Source organism: Herbaspirillum sp. GW821-FHT09A12, from assembly GCF_059418325.1.
This window is the reverse complement of the sequence record NZ_JBWKPR010000001.1, coordinates 696827-714378: the sequence shown is the minus strand read 5'-3', so window position 1 is coordinate 714378 and position 17552 is coordinate 696827. Positions and strand designations below refer to the sequence as shown.

Sequence of the window (17552 nt, the reverse complement as noted above, 5' to 3'; positions counted from 1 at the left end):
GGACATGGGAGAGGCCTGTCCTTGTAGCGAATTCTATTCAGGATCGATGGCGTGATAAAGAGGCTTGCGATCCCAATATAATGGAAATTAATTCATCAATCTGACAGACAGTCATTGCCGGAGCCCCCATGGACAGCCTGAACGGAATCATCGCCTTCGTGCGCGCGGCGGAACACCTGAGTTTCGTCGCCGCCGCGCGTTCGCTCGGCCTCTCGCCTTCGGCGGTAGGCAAGAGCATCGCGCGCCTTGAGCGCAATGCCGGCGCGCGCCTGTTCCAGCGCAGCACGCGCCGCATGCAGCTGACCGCCGAAGGCGAGATGTTCTTCCAGCGCTGCCGCCGCGTGCTGGATGACCTGCAGGAAGCGCAAGCCTCATTGGCCCACGCCCAGGACGCGCCGCGCGGACGCCTGCGCATCAGCACCCCGACCACCGGCTACCGCTTCCTGATGCCGCACCTGGGGGAATTCCGCGCGCGCTATCCGGAGATCGAGCTGGAGATCGATTTCAGCGACCGCATCGTCGACGTCATCGACGCCGGCATCGACGTCGCCATCCGCAGCGGCGAGCTGCCCGACTCCGGCCTGATGGCGCGCCGCCTGGGCATCTTCCGTTTCTTTTTGTGCGCATCGCCGGCCTACCTGAAGGCGCGCGGCGCGCCGCGCTCGATCGCCGCGCTGCAAGACCACGATGCCGTGCTGTATCGCATGCACACCACCGGCAAGCTGATGGATTGGACCATCAAGGCCGATCCGCGCTGGATGAAGCTGCGCTTCGCGCGCACCATGACGCTCAACAATATGGAAGCGGTACTGCATGCGCTGGAGGCCGGACACGGCATCGGCTTCATGCCGGATTTCCTGGTGCGCGAAGCGCTGGCTGCCGGGCGCATCAAGAGCGTGCTGGAAGAGCAGACCGCCGAACGCGGCCAGTTCTGGGCGGTTTGGGCCGCCAGCCGGCAGCTCTCGCCCAAGGTGCGGGTCTTCGTCGACCATATGGCGACGCGGCTGTTCGAGCAGGGTCATTGAACGCGATGCATGCCATCCAGGCACGGCCGATACTTCTCCTCGAGCCAGGCAGGCCCAAGGAGAAGACACTGAGCTAATCGCGCTCACCACTTCACAAGAAAGCAGCTTAAATATTCAAGCGAGCTTGCTTTCCGACCACAAGAACGGGGCCACCGCCTTCTCATTGAGCCTTGCGCCCAACCCGGCCTCGCCAAGAACCGCCAGGCGGCCATCCTTGATGCGCGCTTCCGGCGGGTTTTCCAGGACATGCACATAGTTCGGCGCGTCGCTGAAATAAGGATAGATTTCCAGCGTCATGAAATTGGGCATGGTCACGCCAACCTGGAGGGTGCTGGCCGTGCACAAGGTGCTGGCGCAGTTATGCGGGGCGACGCGCAGGTTGTATGCCTCGGCCATGGCGGCGATCTTCTTCGTTTCCATGATGCCGCCGGTATTGCCCACGTCCGGCTGCACGATATCCACGATCTGGGGCTCCAGCACTTTTCGGAAGCCGTAACGGGTGTAGAGGCGTTCGCCGGCCGCAATGGACATGGTGGTCGAGTCGGCAATGCGCTTGAGCGCACCGACGTCGAAAGCGTCGGCCGGCTCTTCGAACCAGGTAATCCCCAGATCTTCGTAGCGCTTGCCCAGGCGGATCGTCTCGTCGGTGGTCAAGCCGCCGCTCAGGTCCAGCATGATTTCAATGTCGGGGCCGACAAACTCCACCAGCTTCTTGACGCGCTGGTATGCCAACTCGATGAATTCGCGGTCATGGGCGCGGCGGGTGACGTGTTGCAAGCGCTTGTTCTTGTCCAGCGTGGCGAGCGGGTAGCACTTCAAGGCCTTGAAGCCATCCTTGAGAGGGCGTTCCGCGGCGCGGGCCCAATCGTCGGCCTCATAGGCATCGTAGTTCCATCCGTTGGCGTACACCGGCACATCGTCAAAGACTTTCCCGCCCAGGAATTCATACACCGGCAAGTTGCAGGCTTTGCCCTTGATGTCCCACAGGGCCTGCTCGATCGCGCTCATGCCTGCGAACGTAATGGCGCCGCCGCCTTTGGCCCAGAACGAATTGTCGTACATCTCCGACCACAGCTGTTCGATGCGGAACGGATCGCGGCCGATGATGATGCGCTCAACCATCTCCTTGATCATGCCCGCGGCAGCGGTCGAGCCCAGGCCATAAGCCACTGCCGCCTCGCCGATGCCGGTAGTGCCGTCATCGGTCGTGAGTTGCACGATAACCGGATTGAGATATCCGCTCTTGATCAAATAAACTTTCGCATTGGTGATTTTCATGATGCCTCGTGAGTGATATGCGATTCGAAAGAATAAGCGTCCCCCCAACCGGACGCCGTCGAAACCGCGTGGCCAAAAAAACTGCAGGGGTGATGGTTGGCTGCGGGCGTGCTACTTCCGGCAGCGGAAGATAACTACATAGGCAGGTATTCCATGAGTGGATGCGCCTTAGATGGTGCGAATGTGTCCGAGGAAGTTTTTCAGGCGCTCGCTCTTGGGCGCGGAAAACAGCTCCGCGGGAGCGCCTTGTTCGATGATTTCGCCCTGGTCCATGAATACGACGCGGTCGGCGACATTCTGCGCAAAGCCCATCTCGTGGGTGACGCACACCATGGTCATGCCGCTTCCGGCCAACTCGGTCATGGTGTCGAGCACCTCCTGGATCATCTCGGGATCCAGGGCGGACGTCGGCTCATCGAACAGCATGATTTCCGGTTCCATGCACAGGGCGCGGGCAATCGCTACCCGCTGCTGCTGTCCGCCGGAGAGCGCTGCGGGATATTTTTCGGCCTGGTTCTCGATATGGACGCGTTTCAGGTACTTCATGGCGATGGCGCGGGCATCGGCGCGCGACATGCCGCGCGAGTACATCGGGGCCAGCATGCAATTCTCGATGATGGTCAGATGCGGGAACAGGTTGAACTGCTGGAAGACCATGCCGATTTCCGCGCGCACCCGATGCACGGTGTCGTCCTTGAGCGCAATGCCGCCTACGTAGATATCCCCCTTCTGGTGGCTTTCGAGGCGGTTGATGCAGCGGATCAGGGTCGATTTTCCGGAACCGGACGGCCCGCAAATCACCACCCGCTCGCCTTTCGATACGCCGAAGCTGATGTCCTTCAGGACATGGTGCGCGCCGTACCATTTCCCGACGCCCTTGAGTTCGATGTAGTTGGCAGTAGTCATGGCTAGGATTCTTTTGCTCGAAGTGGTTGACTGGGAGCGGCAATGATTTCTTTCTCGATCAGGTACGCGTGCAGCTTCTTGCCTTCGCTGATGGCGTGTTCCTGCAGCAGTGCCGCGGCGGTCTCGCCATCCCGTGCCAGGATTGCCTCGGCGATGGGGCGATGGTGGTCGATCACCGAGTCAGGGGCGCTGACGAAGTGATAGGTCGTCGCGACGAAAATCCGGATCTGCTGCTCGACCAGGCGATAGTGCTCGGCCAAGCGTTTGTGCTTGGCCAGCGTGACGATCTTTTGGTGCATGTCGAAGTCCCGCTCGGCAATGACGTGGTACTGGCCTTCCGAGCAGGCTGTCAGCAACGCTTCATAGATGGCCGCGAATTCCGCTCGACCGACATCGTCGAGCTGTTCGCAGGCCAGCCTGGCGGCCATGACCTCCAGGCCGGCGCGCAGCGTGTAGAGCTCCCACAAGTCCTCGGGCGCGATGGTGGCGACCGCCCAGCCGGTATATGGCGTCTGCACCACCAGCCCCTGGTTGGCCAACTGGTGCAAGGCGACCCGCAGCGTGCCGCGGGAGATGCCGAGCTGCTCGGCCAGCTGGATTTCCAGCAGCCGGGTTCCGGGCAGCATTTCTCCGGATGTGATGAGACGCCGCAGCTCTTCTTCGGCTAACTGTTCGGCTGGCTTGCGCTTGATGCTTTTGATGACCATGGATTCCCTGCAAAAAGTTGATTTATCGGGCGGCGGTCAGGCATAGAGCCCTCTGCGGCCGCGGTTAAACCGCTTCTCAACCACCCGTTGCAACAAACTATAGACGATGGCAATGGCGACATAGATAAGGGCGATGACGCACAGCACTTCGAAATACTTGAAATTCTGGCTATAGATATTCACCGCCGTGCCGAATATCTCGGGGACCGCAATCGTGAACAGCAGCGTGGTGTTCTTGATCATGTTGATGACTTCGTTCCCCGTCGGTGGAATGGCGAAACGCAGCGCCTGCGGCATCACCACCTTGCGCATCATGTTCCAGTAACTGAGGTTCAATGCCTGCGACGCTTCGCGCTGGCCGCGGTCGACCGACTGGATGCCGGCGCGGATGATTTCAGTCATATAGGCCCCTTCATTGAAGCCAAGCGCCAGCACGCCGGCCACCATTGCGGGCAGGTTGACGGCGCCCCCGGTCAGGGCGGTCAGGCCGTTATACCAAAAGACGATCTGCACCAGCACCGGAATGCCGCGATAGAACGTGACGTAGCCCTTGATGAAGGGATGCAGCCAGGGAATCGGCGAGTTCAGGACGACCCCGCCGATGATGCCGATGGCGATGCCAAGCGCCATCGAGACCACGGTAATCCAGACCACCATCCAGATGGCGCCAAAGAATCGCGTGGAAAAAAGGAGTTCCAGAAAATATGCGGCGTCGAAATGCATGATGGCCTGGCGTGTGCTTGATTATTTAACGGTGCGGATATCGCCTTCGGCGGTATTCCAGCGCTTGAGCAACTGGTCGTAGAAACCGTTATCGACAAGTTGCTTGAACGCCGCGGCGACTGCTTTCTGGTTCTCGGTCTCGCCCTTGCGGAAGACGATGCCAATACGGTTACGCTCGGTATTGGGGCCCTTGCCGGTCAGGATCGGGCTTGCGACCGCGAAGTCGTTGGGGCGCTGGAGCACGGCATAGTTGGCAACGCCCCAGTCGACATAGGCGGCTTGCGCGGTGCCCCGGGCCACTTCGTTGATGGCCTCGGCCTGGCCGCCAAATGGCTTGAGCACCATCGGCTTATCCGCGGGGCAGCTTTCCTTCACCTTTTCGAGCATGGCCAACTGCATCGATCCGCCCATGATCGCGGTGGTATAGCCACAGGCGTCCAGTTCGCTCTGGAAATAGATCTTGGAGTCTTTCTTGGCAATCAGGCGCACGCCGCCCAGGAAGACCGGAACGAAATCAAAGGTCTGCTTGCGGACGTCGGTGATGCCGACCTGGGAGTGAATGACGTCGATCTTCTTGGCGATCAGTGCGGGAAACAGGCCGGCGAAAGCCATGTTGACGAATTTTGGCTTGAGGCACATGGACTCGGCGATGGCCGTCATCAACTCCGGGTCGAGCCCTGATGGCTTGTCGTCCTTCATGAAGCCGGTCGGCGGGGAAGTGAGCGAGGCGCCGATCGTCAGCGTGCCCGGTTCAACCAGGTTCGGCGGTGCCGGCAGGCAATTCGCAGCCTGGGCGCCCATGGCGGCGCAGACGGAAACTACGGCAACAGCGAAAGACAAGAGCAGAGTGCGGCGTACCATTTGAATCTCCCTTTCAAAAGCAATACGGACTGCGGTTAATCGTTTTCGAGGCCTGACGGATAATTGTCGATTGTCAGCAATCATCCATTCCGTGTCCTTAGCAATTTGCGGGCCACCCTGATTTGCGCTGTTTCAGCCAGATTTCGGGGCAAGGCGGCTTGGCCTTGCTATCGGTCTTGGTGCGAACGCACCGGATTCGCGCTGCCGTGCCTGAATTTGGAAATGCTCAATACCCGGGAATCGGATCGATTTGGTTTTCCAGCTCCCCGGCGATCTCCGACCGCCCCGCCCCAATGATTCTGCATCACAACAAAAAGAGATTTTCCTTCCCCGAATTAGATTCCATAAGGCAATAAATTCAACTTTATTCCGGGTCTAAAAAGTTACCAAAAAGCATTTACTTTCCAGTAAAAAATTTCTCTCAAAAAACTTCTGAAATCCTTTACTGGCGCGGCTTTCATGGAAAAAATACACTTCTTTAAAAATGCTAATTTTTGTTAGATTTTCGTTGTGTTTTTTCCAAGTCATGATTAAGCTTCGCACTGTCGAGCTCTACGATCGATAGCGCAGCAAAACATGCGAATAATGGAAGCGCTTCAGGTCAACACTCCATCCCATTCGCCACGACTTCCCCATCACAATCAAGAATAGGGTACCAACATGAAAAAGCTGTTCACCGGCATCTTCGTTGCCTTCTCCCTGCTCGCCGCAGGCGCTTCAGCCAACGCCGCAGACGTCAACACCTCCCAGGCGCTGGTGTTCAACGACATCACATCGGACTTCGGTTCGAGCTTTGGCAGCGCCAGCAGCGGCAAGTCCTTCCTGTCGGATTTCACCTTCAGCGTTGGCAGCATGTTTGATGTCACCAGCTCGATCATCTCGATCTCGCTGAAAAACATCTCCAATCTGCAAATCAACAGCTTCACGCTGAGCGGCAATGGCCAAACCATCACCGGCGTCCAATCCACATCCGGCAATCTCCAGACGTTCAGCCTGGATAGCTCGGGCCTGAGCGCCGGCAATTACACCCTGTCCGTGGCAGGCAACATCCTGGGCAGCAAGGGCGGCAGCTTCGGCGGCAACCTGAGCATCTCGGCCGTGCCTGAAGCCTCGACTACCGCCATGATGCTGGGCGGCCTGGCGCTGGTCGGTTTCGCGGCAGTGCGTCGTCGCCGCAAAAACGGCGGCAGCGTCGCGCAAGGCAACATGGCCCTGGCCTGATCGCGCCAGACAGGCACTGGCTGCGCCTGGCAGCCGGAACCGGCAAAACGCCCCGATGGTTCGCCATCGGGGCGTTTTGCTTTGGCCAACCGAACCTGGCTTGCCCGGGCTGTTGCGCGCATGCTCCGGCGCCCCGCCAAGGCCACCTCGGGCGGGCTCCCCCAAGGGATCAGGTGCTATAATCGCCAGCCTTTGAGGAATGGCTCGCCCACCGCGCCGGCAGGCTCCGCAGGCATCGCATCGGATGCCATGCGCCGCCCCGCACTACCAATCGGCCCGCCGCCTCCCTTTGCCGGCGCCCGCATCCCACATGCATCTTCCCTCGCGCCCTACGCTTGATTGAGATTTATGCAAAAGAAAGTATTCATCAAAACCTTCGGCTGCCAGATGAACGAGTACGACTCGGACAAGATGGCCGATGTGCTCAACGTCGCCGAAGGCCTGGTCAAGACCGACCGTCCCGAAGAGGCGGACGTGATCCTGCTCAATACCTGCTCGGTGCGCGAGAAGGCGCAGGAAAAGGTGTTTTCCGACCTGGGCCGCCTGCGCGAGCTGAAGAAGAAGAATCCCGACCTGCTGATCGGCGTGGGCGGCTGCGTGGCTTCGCAGGAAGGCGAAGCGATCGTCAAGCGCGCGCCGTATGTCGATATGGTGTTCGGCCCGCAAACCCTGCACCGCCTGCCGCAGATGATCAGCGAGCGCCGCTACACCGGCCGCGCGCAAGTCGACATCAGCTTCCCCGAGATCGAAAAGTTCGACCACCTGCCGCCGGCGCGCGTGGAAGGCGCCACCGCCTATGTCTCCATCATGGAAGGCTGCAGCAAGTATTGCAGCTATTGCGTGGTGCCCTACACCCGCGGCGAGGAAGTCTCGCGCCGCTTCGAGGACGTGCTGACCGAAGTGGCCGGCCTGGTCGACCAGGGCGTGAAGGAAATCACGCTGCTGGGCCAGAACGTGAACGCCTACCGCGGCGCCATGGAAGACGGCGAGATCGCCGACTTCGCGCTGCTGATCGAATACATCGCCGAGATGCCCGGCATCGAGCGCATCCGTTTCGTCACCAGCCATCCCAAGGAATTCTCGCAGCGCCTGATCGATACCTACGCCAAGGTGCCCAAGCTGGTGGACCACCTCTACCTGCCGGCGCAGCATGGCTCGGACCGCACGCTGGCGGCGATGAAGCGCGGCTATACCGCCATCGAATACAAGTCGGTGATCCGCCGCCTGCGCAAGGTGCGTCCCAACATCACGGTGTCGTCCGACTTCATCGTCGGCTTCCCCGGCGAGACCGAAGAGGATTTCGAGGCGCTGATGAAGCTCATCGACGACATCGGCTTCGACAACAGCTTCTCCTTCGTCTTCAGCGCGCGCCCCGGCACCCCGGCCGCCAACCTGGCCGACGACACGCCGCAGGAGGTCAAGTTGAAACGCCTGCAGCGCCTGCAGGCGGTCATCAACGACAACGTCGCCAGGATCAGCGCCTCCATGCTCGGCAGCGTGCAGCGCATCCTGGTCGAAGGCCCCTCCAAGCGCGACCCCAACGAATTGCAAGGCCGCACTGAAAACAACCGCGTGGTCAACTTCGACGGCGGCCCCAACGGCGCGCGCCTGGTCGGCCAGATGGTCGATGTCGCCATCCTGCAGGCGTTCCCGTTCTCGCTGCGCGGCGAGATCGTCGTCAAACAATAGCCAAACAAAAAAACCGGACCCCTCATTGAAAAAGATCCCCAACCAGCCGCACCACTTCATCCCGCAACCGCTGGATAACCGGCGCCTGGCCAACCTGTGCGGCGCGCTGGATGAAAACCTGCGGCAGATTTCCAACGCGCTGGATGTGACCATTTTCCGCCGCGGCGACCGTTTCATCGTCACCGGCAGCAACGCCGAACGCGCAGTGGACGTGCTGGAGCGTTTCTACGAACGCGCCGACCGCGCGGTGTCGCTGGACGACGTCCAACTGGCGCTGGTCGAACAGCGCGCCAACGCGGCCGCCGATGAAGAGGCCGGACTGCCGCCGCTGAGCGCCAGCGTTCGCCGCGCACGCAAGGCGGAGGCGCCCATCAAGGAGGATGCGGCCGTCGACGATGGGCAGGCGGCGCTCGACAGCCCGATCCTGAAAACCCGCAAGCACGACCTGCGCGGCCGCACGCCGCACCAGAGCCAGTATCTCAACGCCATCCTGGAACACGACATCACCTTCGGCGTCGGCCCGGCCGGCACCGGCAAGACCTACCTGGCCGTGGCCTGCGCGGTGGACGCGCTGGAGCGCGATTCGGTGCAGCGCATCGTGCTCACCCGCCCGGCGGTGGAAGCCGGCGAGCGCCTGGGCTTCCTGCCGGGCGACCTGGCGCAGAAGATCGACCCTTACCTGCGCCCGCTGTATGACGCGCTGTACGACCTGCTGGGTTTCGACCGCACGCAAAAGCTGTTCGAGAAGCAGGCCATCGAGATCGCGCCGCTGGCCTACATGCGCGGCCGCACGCTGAACCATGCCTTCATCATCCTGGACGAGGCGCAAAACACCACGCCGGAACAGATGAAGATGTTCCTGACCCGCATCGGCTTCGGCAGCAAGGCGGTGGTGACCGGCGACGTCACCCAGGTCGACCTGCACCACGGCCAGAAGAGCGGCCTGGTCGACGCCCTGACGGTGCTGCACAATGTGCGCGGCATCGCCTTCTCGCGCTTCACCAGCGCCGACGTGGTGCGCCATCCGCTGGTGGCGCGCATCGTCGATGCCTACGATGGGCACAACAACCCGAAACCCGACACCGCCCGCGGCACCGCGCGCGCGGCCGCCAACCCCCTGACCAAAGCAGCCAAGCCCCGCAATGTCCGCAAAACCTAAGCTCGCCCTGTCGGTGCAATATGCCGACGCCAGCCTGAAAGACACCGTTACCCGCCCCATGCTGCGCCGCTGGGTGCAGGCCGCGCTGTTCGCCCCGGCCGAACTGACGCTGCGCTTCGTCGATGCCGCCGAAGGCCGCGCGCTGAACCGCGACTACCGCGGCAAGGACTATGCGACCAATGTGCTGACCTTCGCCTATACAGAGGATGAAGACAGTGAAGTGACGCAGGCCGACATCATCTTCTGCACCGACGTGCTGGAGAAGGAAGCCGCCGAGCAGAAAAAGAGCGTCATCGAGCACACCGCCCACCTGGTGGTGCACGGCGTGCTGCATGCGCAGGGCTACGACCATGAAGACGAGCAAGAAGCGGTCGAAATGGAAACGCTGGAGACCGAATTGCTGGCCGGGCTGGGCTTTGCCGACCCTTACGCCGGGCGCTGAGCCCCCATGCGCGGAAATAGCCGGCACGCGCGAGCGTGGCCGGCTTTTTTTCGCCCGGCTGGCGGCAACAGGCGGGATTTCCCAGTTTCCGGCATGCAACTGACGGCATCTGCGCGCAAGCCGCACCGCACCTGGGCTTGCGGCGGTTTAGTGGACTTGTCACATAATTGTTGTATCCTATGCCTCTTCAAAACTACGTCGGGCTCGCGCCTAACGCCATGCAAGAACACCCTAGTAGCGTCAAGTCTGACGCTAAACCCCATCGTTCATTGTTTGAACGCCTCACCGCTCTGATTTCCCCTGAACCAGAAAACCGCGCAGAGTTGCTCGAAGTGCTGCATGACGCGCACGAACGCAACCTGATCGACGCCGACGCCCTGTCGATGATCGAAGGCGTGTTCCAGGTCTCCGACCTGGCCGCGCGCGACATCATGGTGCCGCGCTCGCAGATGGACAGCATCGACATCAGCAAGCCCATCGAAACCTGGATGCCCGACGTGCTGTCGACCTCGCACTCGCGCTTCCCCGCCGTGGACGGCGAGCGCGACAAGGTGGTCGGCATCCTGCTGGCCAAGGACCTGCTGCGCTACTACGCCGAAGAATCGTTCGACGTGCGCGACATGCTGCGCCCGGCCATCTTCATCCCCGAATCCAAGCGCCTCAACGTGCTGCTGCGCGACTTCCGCGCCAACCGCAACCACATGGCCATCGTGGTCGACGAATACGGCGGCGTGGCCGGCCTGATCACCATCGAGGACGTGCTGGAACAGATCGTCGGCGACATCGAGGACGAATACGATTTCGACGAAGCCGAAGACAATGTGCTGGCCCTGAAGGACGGCCCCAACGGCGCGCGCTGGCGCGTCAAGGCGCTCACCGAAATCAAACAGTTCAACGATGAGGTCGGCTGCCGCCTCGAAGACGAGGATGCCGACACCATCGGCGGCCTGGTCGCCAACCACCTCGGCCGCGTGCCGCGCAAGGGCGACGAGTTCGACATCGACGGCCTGCATTTCGAAGTGCTGCGCGCCGACGCCCGCCAGGTGCATGTCCTGCTGGTTTCCAAGCTGTCTCCCGCAGCGGCGGAAGACGAATAATCCCGCTCTCCCGGCACTGTCCAGCGTGAACTCCCCCGTCCCGAACAACACTCCTGAGCAGCGCGGGGCAACCGCCGCGCGCAAGCGCATCGGCCCGGCCGCGCTGCTGCCGCTGCTGCTGCCTATCCTGGCGGGCGCGGCCAACGTCTTCGCGTTCGCGCCGTTCAAGCTGTGGCCGCTGCAGATCGTGGCGCTGGCCTGGCTGTTCCACCAGACCATCGCCGCCCCCCAGGCCGGCGCGCGCCGGCACTTCCTGCAGGGCTGGCTGTACGGTTTCGGCTGGGCCGCGGCCGGCGTGCACTGGCTGTACATCAGCATGCACGACTATGGCGGCATGCCCTCCTGGATGGCGGCCCTGGCCGTGGCCTTGCTGGCGCTGTACCTCGGCCTGTACGCCGGCGGCGCCATGGCGCTGGCCGGCTGGCTACGCAAGCACTGGTCGTCGTCGCCGCTGACGATGGGCCTGCTGATGCTGCCGGCGCTGTGGGCCTTGTCCGAATGGGCGCGCGGCTGGATCTTCACCGGCTTCCCCTGGCTGGTGTCCGGCTATGCGCACACCGCCGGGCCGCTGGCCGGTTTCGCGGCCGTGGGCGGGGTCTATGGCGTGGGCTGGATCGCCGCGCTGGCGGCCGGCGCGCTGGCGCTGCTGTGGCAGGGAATGCGCCGCAAGGGCGCGGCCGGCGCCGCCATCCGCATCGGCGTGCCGCTGGCGACGGTGCTGGCGTTATGCGCCGGCGGGCTGGCGCTGCGCCAGGTGGCCTGGACCACGCCGCAAGGCCAGCCGATCTCGGTGCGGCTCCTGCAGGGCAATATCCCGCAGGAAATGAAATTCTCCAACGATGCGCTGGTATCCACCCTCACCATGTACGAGCAGATGATCAGCGCCGAACCGGCCGACCTGATCGCCACGCCGGAAACCGCCATCCCCTTGCTGCCCCAGCAACTGCCGCCGGACTACCTGGCGCGCCTGGTGCGCTTCGCGCAATCGAGCGGCAGCCACCTGGCGCTGGGCATTCCGTTGTCGGACGCGCCGATGCAATACGCCAATTCGGTGCTGGGCTTCGGCCCCGAAGCCGGCTCGGCGGTGTCGCCTTATCGTTATGACAAGCACCACCTGGTGCCTTTCGGCGAATTCATCCCGCTGGGCTTTCGCTGGTTCGTCGACATGATGCATATCCCGCTGGGCGACATGACGCGCGGCGATGCCGTGCAGCCGCCATTCGCCGTGAAAGACCAGTGGGTGCTGCCCAATATCTGCTACGAAGACTTGTTCGGCGAAGAAATCTCCGGCCAGTTGCGCGACGCCTATCGCGCCGGCCAGCCGCAGGCCAGCGTGCTGCTGAACCTGTCCAACATCGCCTGGTTCGGCAATTCCATCGCGCTGCCGCAGCATTTGCAGATTTCGCAGATGCGCACGCTGGAGACCGGCCGCCCGATGCTGCGCGCCACCAACACCGGCGCCACCGCCGTGATCGTGCCCGACGGTGCACTGCAGGAACTGGCCCCCTATACGCGCGGCACGCTCGCCGCGCAGGTGCAAGGCTATGCCGGCCAGACGCCCTACATTCTGCTGGGCAACAAGCTGGTGGTCGGGCTGGCCCTGCTGATGCTGCTGGTGGCCTGGGGCCGCAACAAGGCCGCGCGCATCCGCCACTGACCAGCCGCCAGTCGGCGCACCGGACTGTTTCAAGGCTTGAAACAGTTCAAACTCGCCTGCAATCGGCCATCCCGAAACCGGGTCAAGCGGCCCAAAAGACGCTAAAATTCAAGGTTTTAGCAATTCCTTGCCGCTCCATCCGGCAATTCCTCAGGCAACAACACAAGATGCTGACATTTCAACAAATCATCCTCAAGCTGCAAGAATATTGGGACGCCCAAGGCTGCGCGCTGCTGCAGCCCTATGACATGGAAGTCGGCGCAGGCACTTCGCACACCGCGACCTTCCTGCGCGCGATCGGCCCCGAGCCGTGGCGCGCCGCCTACGTGCAACCGTCGCGCCGCCCCAAGGACGGCCGCTACGGCGAAAATCCCAACCGCATGCAGCACTACTACCAATACCAGGTGGTGTTGAAGCCGGCCCCGGAAAACATCCTCGACCTGTACCTGGGTTCACTGCAAGCGCTGGGTCTGGACCTGCAGCAAAACGACGTGCGCTTCGTCGAGGACGACTGGGAAAACCCGACCCTGGGCGCCTGGGGCCTGGGCTGGGAAGTGTGGTTGAACGGCATGGAAGTGACCCAGTTCACCTATTTCCAGCAAGTCGGCGGACTGGACTGCAAGCCGGTGCTGGGCGAGATCACCTACGGCATCGAACGCCTGGCGATGTACCTGCAAGGCGTGGAAAACGTCTACGACCTGGTGTGGACCGAATGGACCGAAAACGGCGTCAAGAAACACCTGACCTACGGCGACGTGTTCCACCAGAATGAAGTCGAGCAGTCGACCTTCAACTTCGAGTACTCCAACACCGAGTTCCTGTTCTCGCTGTTCTCCAACTACGAAGCCGAAGCCAAGCGCCTGATGGAAGTGCCGCTGGCGCTGCCGGCCTACGAGCAGGTGCTCAAGGCGGCGCACACCTTCAACATGCTCGATGCGCGCGGCGCCATCTCGGTCACCGAGCGCGCCGCCTACATCGGCCGTATCCGCAACCTTTCGCGCGCCGTGGCGCAAGCCTATTTCGAGTCGCGCGAACGCCTGGGCTTCCCCATGCTGGGCGACGGCGGCGCCAAGGCCGCAGCCTGAGCGCGGCCCGGCCGCATACGACAGAACCGGCGCCTGGCATTGCAGGCGCACCGAGCAAGACAGCAAGACATACAACATGAACCAAACACTTCTCGTAGAACTCGTCACCGAAGAACTGCCGCCCAAGGTGCTGGCCAAACTGGGCGACGCTTTCGCCGCCGGTATCTTCAATGGCCTGCAAAGCCGCGGCTACCTGGAATCCGATTCCGCCGCCACCGCCTACGCCACGCCGCGCCGCCTGGCCGTGTCCATCACCAAGGTACGCCCCGCCTCGCCCGACAAGGCAATCCGCGAAAAGGTGTTGCCGGTCTCGGTCGGCCTGGATGCGGAAGGCCGCCCGGCCGCGCCGCTGGTCAAGAAGCTGGCTTCCCTGGCCGCCGCCACCGGCGTCACCGTGATCACGCCGGACCAGCTGGAACGCGCGCCGGACGGCAAGGCCGAAAGCTTCTTCTACACCTATACCGCCAAGGGCTCGGCCCTGGCCCAGGGCCTGCAGGCGGCATTGGAAGAGTCCATCGCCAAGCTGCCGATCCCCAAGGTCATGAGCTACCAGCGCCAGTTCGGCCGCGCCGCCGGCGAGACCGTGCATTTCGTGCGCCCGGCGCATTACCTGGTGGCCCTGTTCGGCGATGCCGTGCTGCCGCTGACCATCCTCGGCCTGGACGCCGGCCGCACCACGCTGGGCCACCGCTTCCTGTCGCCGGGCGCGCTGCAGATCGCAGCGCCCGGCGCCTACGTCGAGACGCTGGCCTCGCAAGGCCGTGTCATCGCCAGCTTCACCGAACGCCGCGACAAGATCCGCGCCGCGCTGCTGGACAAGGCCGGCGCCGACCAGGTGCTGATGCCCGACAGCCTGCTCGACGAAGTGACCGCGCTGGTCGAATGGCCGGTGGTCTACGAATGCAAGTTCGAGGATGAGTTCCTGGCCGTGCCGCAGGAATGCCTGATCCTGACCATGCAGACCAACCAGAAGTACTTCGCGCTGACCGACGCCAACGGAAAACTGCGCTCGCGCTTCCTGATCGTCTCCAACCTGGAGACCGCGCATCCCGAACACATCATCGGCGGCAACGAACGCGTGGTGCGCCCGCGCCTGTCGGACGCCAAGTTCTTCTTCGAGCAGGACAAGAAGAAAAAGCTGGCCGACCGCGTGCCGCTGTTGGCCAACGTGGTCTACCACAACAAGCTGGGCAACCAGTTGCAGCGCACCGAGCGCGTCCAGGCGCTGGCCGGCAAGATCGCCGGCCTGTTGGGCGGCGACGTGGCGCTGGCCGAGCGCGGCGCGCTGCTGGCCAAGGCCGACCTGCTGACCGACATGGTGGGCGAGTTCCCCGAGCTGCAAGGCATCATGGGCACCTACTACGCGCGCCATGACGGCGAAGCCGAAGACGTCGCGCAAGCCGCCTCCGAACACTACCAGCCGCGCTTTGCCGGCGACGCGCTGCCGGCCACCGCGACCGGCACCGCCGTGGCGCTGGCCGACAAGCTGGAAACCCTGGTCGGGATCTGGGGCATCGGCCTGCAGCCGACCGGCGACAAGGATCCGTTCGCGCTGCGCCGCCACGCCCTGGGCGTGCTGCGCATGCTGGTCGAAAAGCGCCTGCCGCTGTCGCTGCCGGTGCTGGTGGAGGCCGCGGCCGCGCTGTTCGCCGGCAACGCCAATTTCAAGAACCCGGGCGCCGATGTGCTGGCCTTCCTGTACGACCGCCTGCGCGGCCTGCTGCGCGAGCGCGGCTTCGCGCAGAATGAAGTCGAAGCGGTGGTGGCGCAACAGCCGGCCGTGCTCGACAACGTGGTCGAGCGCCTGGACGCGGTCAAGGCCTTCGCCGCCTTGCCCGAAGCCGAGGCCCTGGCCGCGGCCAACAAGCGCATTACCAACATCCTGAAGAAAATCGAAGGCGTGGCCATCGACGGCCACGGCAAGGTGCAAAATGGCCTGCTGCGCGAAATCGCCGAGCAAGGCCTGCATTCGGCCATGCAGTTGTCGCGCCCGCAGGTCGAAGCGGCCTATGCCAAGGGCGATTTCGCCGGCGCATTGAAAGCGCTGGCGCAATTGCGGCAGAATGTCGACGCCTTCTTCAACGACGTGATGGTCAACGCCGAAGACGAACAGTTGCGCAAGAACCGCCAGGCGTTGCTGGCGGAGCTGCATGGCATGCTGAACCAGGTGGCCGACATTTCCAAGCTGGCCGCGTAATACATAAGCAAGACCGATACCGGGAAGATCCGCCGCGCATGGCCCCAGGCCAGCGCGGCGGATTGCATGAAGGGAAGCCTACCGCATGAAACTGATCATTCTCGATCGCGACGGCGTCATCAACCACGACTCCGACGCGTTCATCAAATCGCCCGACGAGTGGATCCCGATCAAGGGATCGCTGGAAGCCATCGCGCGCCTGAACCAGGCCGGCTACCGGGTGGTGGTCGCCACCAACCAGTCCGGCGTGGCGCGCGGGCTGTTCGACATCAAGACCCTCAACGCCATCCACCATAAGATGCACACCGCGGCCCAACAGGTCGGCGCCGACATCGATGCCGTGTTCTTTTGCCCGCACTCGGCCGATGACAACTGCGACTGCCGCAAGCCCAAGCCCGGCATGTTCCTCGAGATCGCCAAGCGCTTCGGCATCAGCCTGCGCGGCGGCGTGGTCACCGTGGGCGATTCGCTGCGCGACCTGCAGGCCGGCTTCGTGGCCGGCTGCGCGCCCTATCTGGTGCTGACCGGCAAGGGCGAAAAGACCAATGCCAAGGGCGGCCTGCCGCCGGGTACGCTGGTCTACCCCAACCTGTCCGCGGTGGTCGATTTCATCCTCAAGTCGCCGGTCGACGTGTCGGTATAGAGCCCCGTTTCATCACCAAACAAAAGCATGCTGCGGCATGGGAGAGTGTATTTTGCGCCTTACCTTGATTCTGCGTTCGGTAGTGTTCCTGGTCCTGATGGCGGTCGCCACCATCATCTGGTCCTTCGCCTGCCTCTTGTCCGCGCCCTTCCCTTATGCGCAACGCTACTGGTGGACCTCGCGCTGGAATGTGTTCGTCATCTGGAGCGCCAAAGTCATCTGCGGCATCCGCTATGAGATCCGCGGCAAGGAAAACCTGCCCGATGCGCCGGTGATCCTGCTGTCCAAGCACCAGTCGGCCTGGGAGACCATCTTCTACGTCATCAACATGCCGCGCCCGCTGGTGTTCGTGTTCAAGAAGGAACTCACCTATATCCCCTTCTTCGGCTGGGGCATCGGCCTGTTGCGCATGATCCCGATCGACCGCAGCAAGGGCCGCGACGCCTTCTCGCAGGTGCTGGAACACGGCCGCCGCAGGCTGGCCGACGGCCAATGGATCGTGATGTTTCCGGAAGGCACGCGCACCAAGGTCGGCTCGCAGGGCAAATACAAGGCGGGCGGCTCGCGCCTGGCGGTGGAAACCAATACGCTGGTGGTGCCCATCGCCGTCAACTCCGGCGAACGCTGGCCCAAGGGCTCCTTCGCCAAACAACCGGGAACCATCACGGTATCGATCGGGAAGCCGATCTCGCCCGCCGGGCTGTCGCCCAACGAGCTCAACGCGCGCGTTGAAAATTGGATAGAATCCGAGATGCGCGTGATTTCGCCGGACGCATACAACAACAGCGCGCCCCGGCAGGCCGCCGCCGATCCTGTCGATCCGGCCGGGTCTTAGCAAATAGCCAACCGACATATCAGGACG

The 17552-nt window shown here is 62.8% G+C and carries 16 protein-coding genes; 11 read left to right on the top strand and 5 right to left on the bottom strand.

Going from position 1 to position 17552, the window contains the following annotated elements:
* The first annotated feature begins 128 nt into the window (after nucleotides 1-128).
* The gene (locus AC07N6_RS03230) at nucleotides 129-1025 is read left to right on the top strand and encodes a LysR family transcriptional regulator (protein WP_494780876.1); all 897 of its coding nucleotides are present in this window, start codon (nucleotides 129-131) and stop codon (nucleotides 1023-1025) included.
* Nucleotides 1026-1139: 114 nt separating this feature from the next.
* Here the strand turns inward: AC07N6_RS03230 and AC07N6_RS03225 are convergent, their stop codons facing one another.
* From AC07N6_RS03225 to AC07N6_RS03205, 5 genes are all read right to left on the bottom strand, one after another.
* Nucleotides 1140-2303 carry a mandelate racemase/muconate lactonizing enzyme family protein gene (locus tag AC07N6_RS03225; protein WP_494780875.1) on the bottom strand — a complete coding sequence of 388 codons (1164 nt, stop codon included), beginning with the start codon at nucleotides 2301-2303 and terminating at the stop codon, nucleotides 1140-1142.
* 168 nt (nucleotides 2304-2471) lie between these two features.
* The gene (locus AC07N6_RS03220; protein WP_494780874.1) at nucleotides 2472-3209 is read right to left on the bottom strand and encodes an amino acid ABC transporter ATP-binding protein; all 738 of its coding nucleotides are present in this window, start codon (nucleotides 3207-3209) and stop codon (nucleotides 2472-2474) included.
* Between the two features lie 2 nt (nucleotides 3210-3211).
* Nucleotides 3212-3916, bottom strand: coding sequence for a GntR family transcriptional regulator (locus AC07N6_RS03215; RefSeq protein ID WP_494780873.1), 705 nt, complete (start codon nucleotides 3914-3916; stop codon nucleotides 3212-3214).
* A gap of 36 nt (nucleotides 3917-3952) precedes the next feature.
* A complete protein-coding gene (locus tag AC07N6_RS03210; protein ID WP_494780872.1) occupies nucleotides 3953-4639 on the bottom strand; it encodes an amino acid ABC transporter permease in 687 nt (228 codons plus the stop codon).
* A gap of 21 nt (nucleotides 4640-4660) precedes the next feature.
* Nucleotides 4661-5584, bottom strand: a complete 924-nt coding sequence (locus tag AC07N6_RS03205; RefSeq protein WP_494780871.1) for an ABC transporter substrate-binding protein — start codon at nucleotides 5582-5584, stop codon at nucleotides 4661-4663.
* 576 nt (nucleotides 5585-6160) lie between these two features.
* On the opposite strand from AC07N6_RS03205, the gene AC07N6_RS03200 reads away from it, so the two are divergent.
* The 10 genes from AC07N6_RS03200 (at nucleotide 6161) to AC07N6_RS03155 (ending at nucleotide 17525) form a co-directional block, all read left to right on the top strand.
* The gene (locus tag AC07N6_RS03200; RefSeq protein WP_494780870.1) at nucleotides 6161-6721 is read left to right on the top strand and encodes an FxDxF family PEP-CTERM protein; all 561 of its coding nucleotides are present in this window, start codon (nucleotides 6161-6163) and stop codon (nucleotides 6719-6721) included.
* A gap of 348 nt (nucleotides 6722-7069) precedes the next feature.
* A complete protein-coding gene (gene miaB / locus AC07N6_RS03195; RefSeq protein ID WP_494780869.1) occupies nucleotides 7070-8410 on the top strand; it encodes a tRNA (N6-isopentenyl adenosine(37)-C2)-methylthiotransferase MiaB in 1341 nt (446 codons plus the stop codon).
* Between the two features lie 25 nt (nucleotides 8411-8435).
* Nucleotides 8436-9569 carry a PhoH family protein gene (locus AC07N6_RS03190; RefSeq protein WP_494780868.1) on the top strand — a complete coding sequence of 378 codons (1134 nt, stop codon included), beginning with the start codon at nucleotides 8436-8438 and terminating at the stop codon, nucleotides 9567-9569.
* Nucleotides 9553-10011, top strand: a complete 459-nt coding sequence (gene ybeY / locus AC07N6_RS03185) for an rRNA maturation RNase YbeY (RefSeq protein ID WP_494780867.1) — start codon at nucleotides 9553-9555, stop codon at nucleotides 10009-10011. Before AC07N6_RS03190 ends, ybeY begins: the two co-directional genes overlap by 17 nt.
* A gap of 218 nt (nucleotides 10012-10229) precedes the next feature.
* Entirely contained in the window at nucleotides 10230-11108 is an 879-nt protein-coding gene (locus AC07N6_RS03180) for a CorC family transporter (protein WP_494780866.1), read from the top strand.
* Nucleotides 11109-11133: 25 nt separating this feature from the next.
* Complete coding sequence (gene lnt / locus AC07N6_RS03175; protein ID WP_494780865.1) at nucleotides 11134-12765, top strand: apolipoprotein N-acyltransferase; 1632 nt, start codon at nucleotides 11134-11136, stop codon at nucleotides 12763-12765.
* 167 nt (nucleotides 12766-12932) lie between these two features.
* Nucleotides 12933-13850 carry a glycine--tRNA ligase subunit alpha gene (gene glyQ, locus AC07N6_RS03170; RefSeq protein WP_494780864.1) on the top strand — a complete coding sequence of 306 codons (918 nt, stop codon included), beginning with the start codon at nucleotides 12933-12935 and terminating at the stop codon, nucleotides 13848-13850.
* A gap of 76 nt (nucleotides 13851-13926) precedes the next feature.
* Nucleotides 13927-16047, top strand: a complete 2121-nt coding sequence (glyS, locus tag AC07N6_RS03165; RefSeq protein WP_494780863.1) for a glycine--tRNA ligase subunit beta — start codon at nucleotides 13927-13929, stop codon at nucleotides 16045-16047.
* A gap of 85 nt (nucleotides 16048-16132) precedes the next feature.
* A complete protein-coding gene (gmhB, locus tag AC07N6_RS03160; RefSeq protein ID WP_494780862.1) occupies nucleotides 16133-16690 on the top strand; it encodes a D-glycero-beta-D-manno-heptose 1,7-bisphosphate 7-phosphatase in 558 nt (185 codons plus the stop codon).
* Nucleotides 16691-16727: 37 nt separating this feature from the next.
* Nucleotides 16728-17525: a lysophospholipid acyltransferase family protein gene (locus tag AC07N6_RS03155; RefSeq protein WP_494780861.1), complete on the top strand. Its 798-nt coding sequence runs from the start codon at nucleotides 16728-16730 to the stop codon at nucleotides 17523-17525.
* Nucleotides 17526-17552 lie beyond the last annotated feature (27 nt).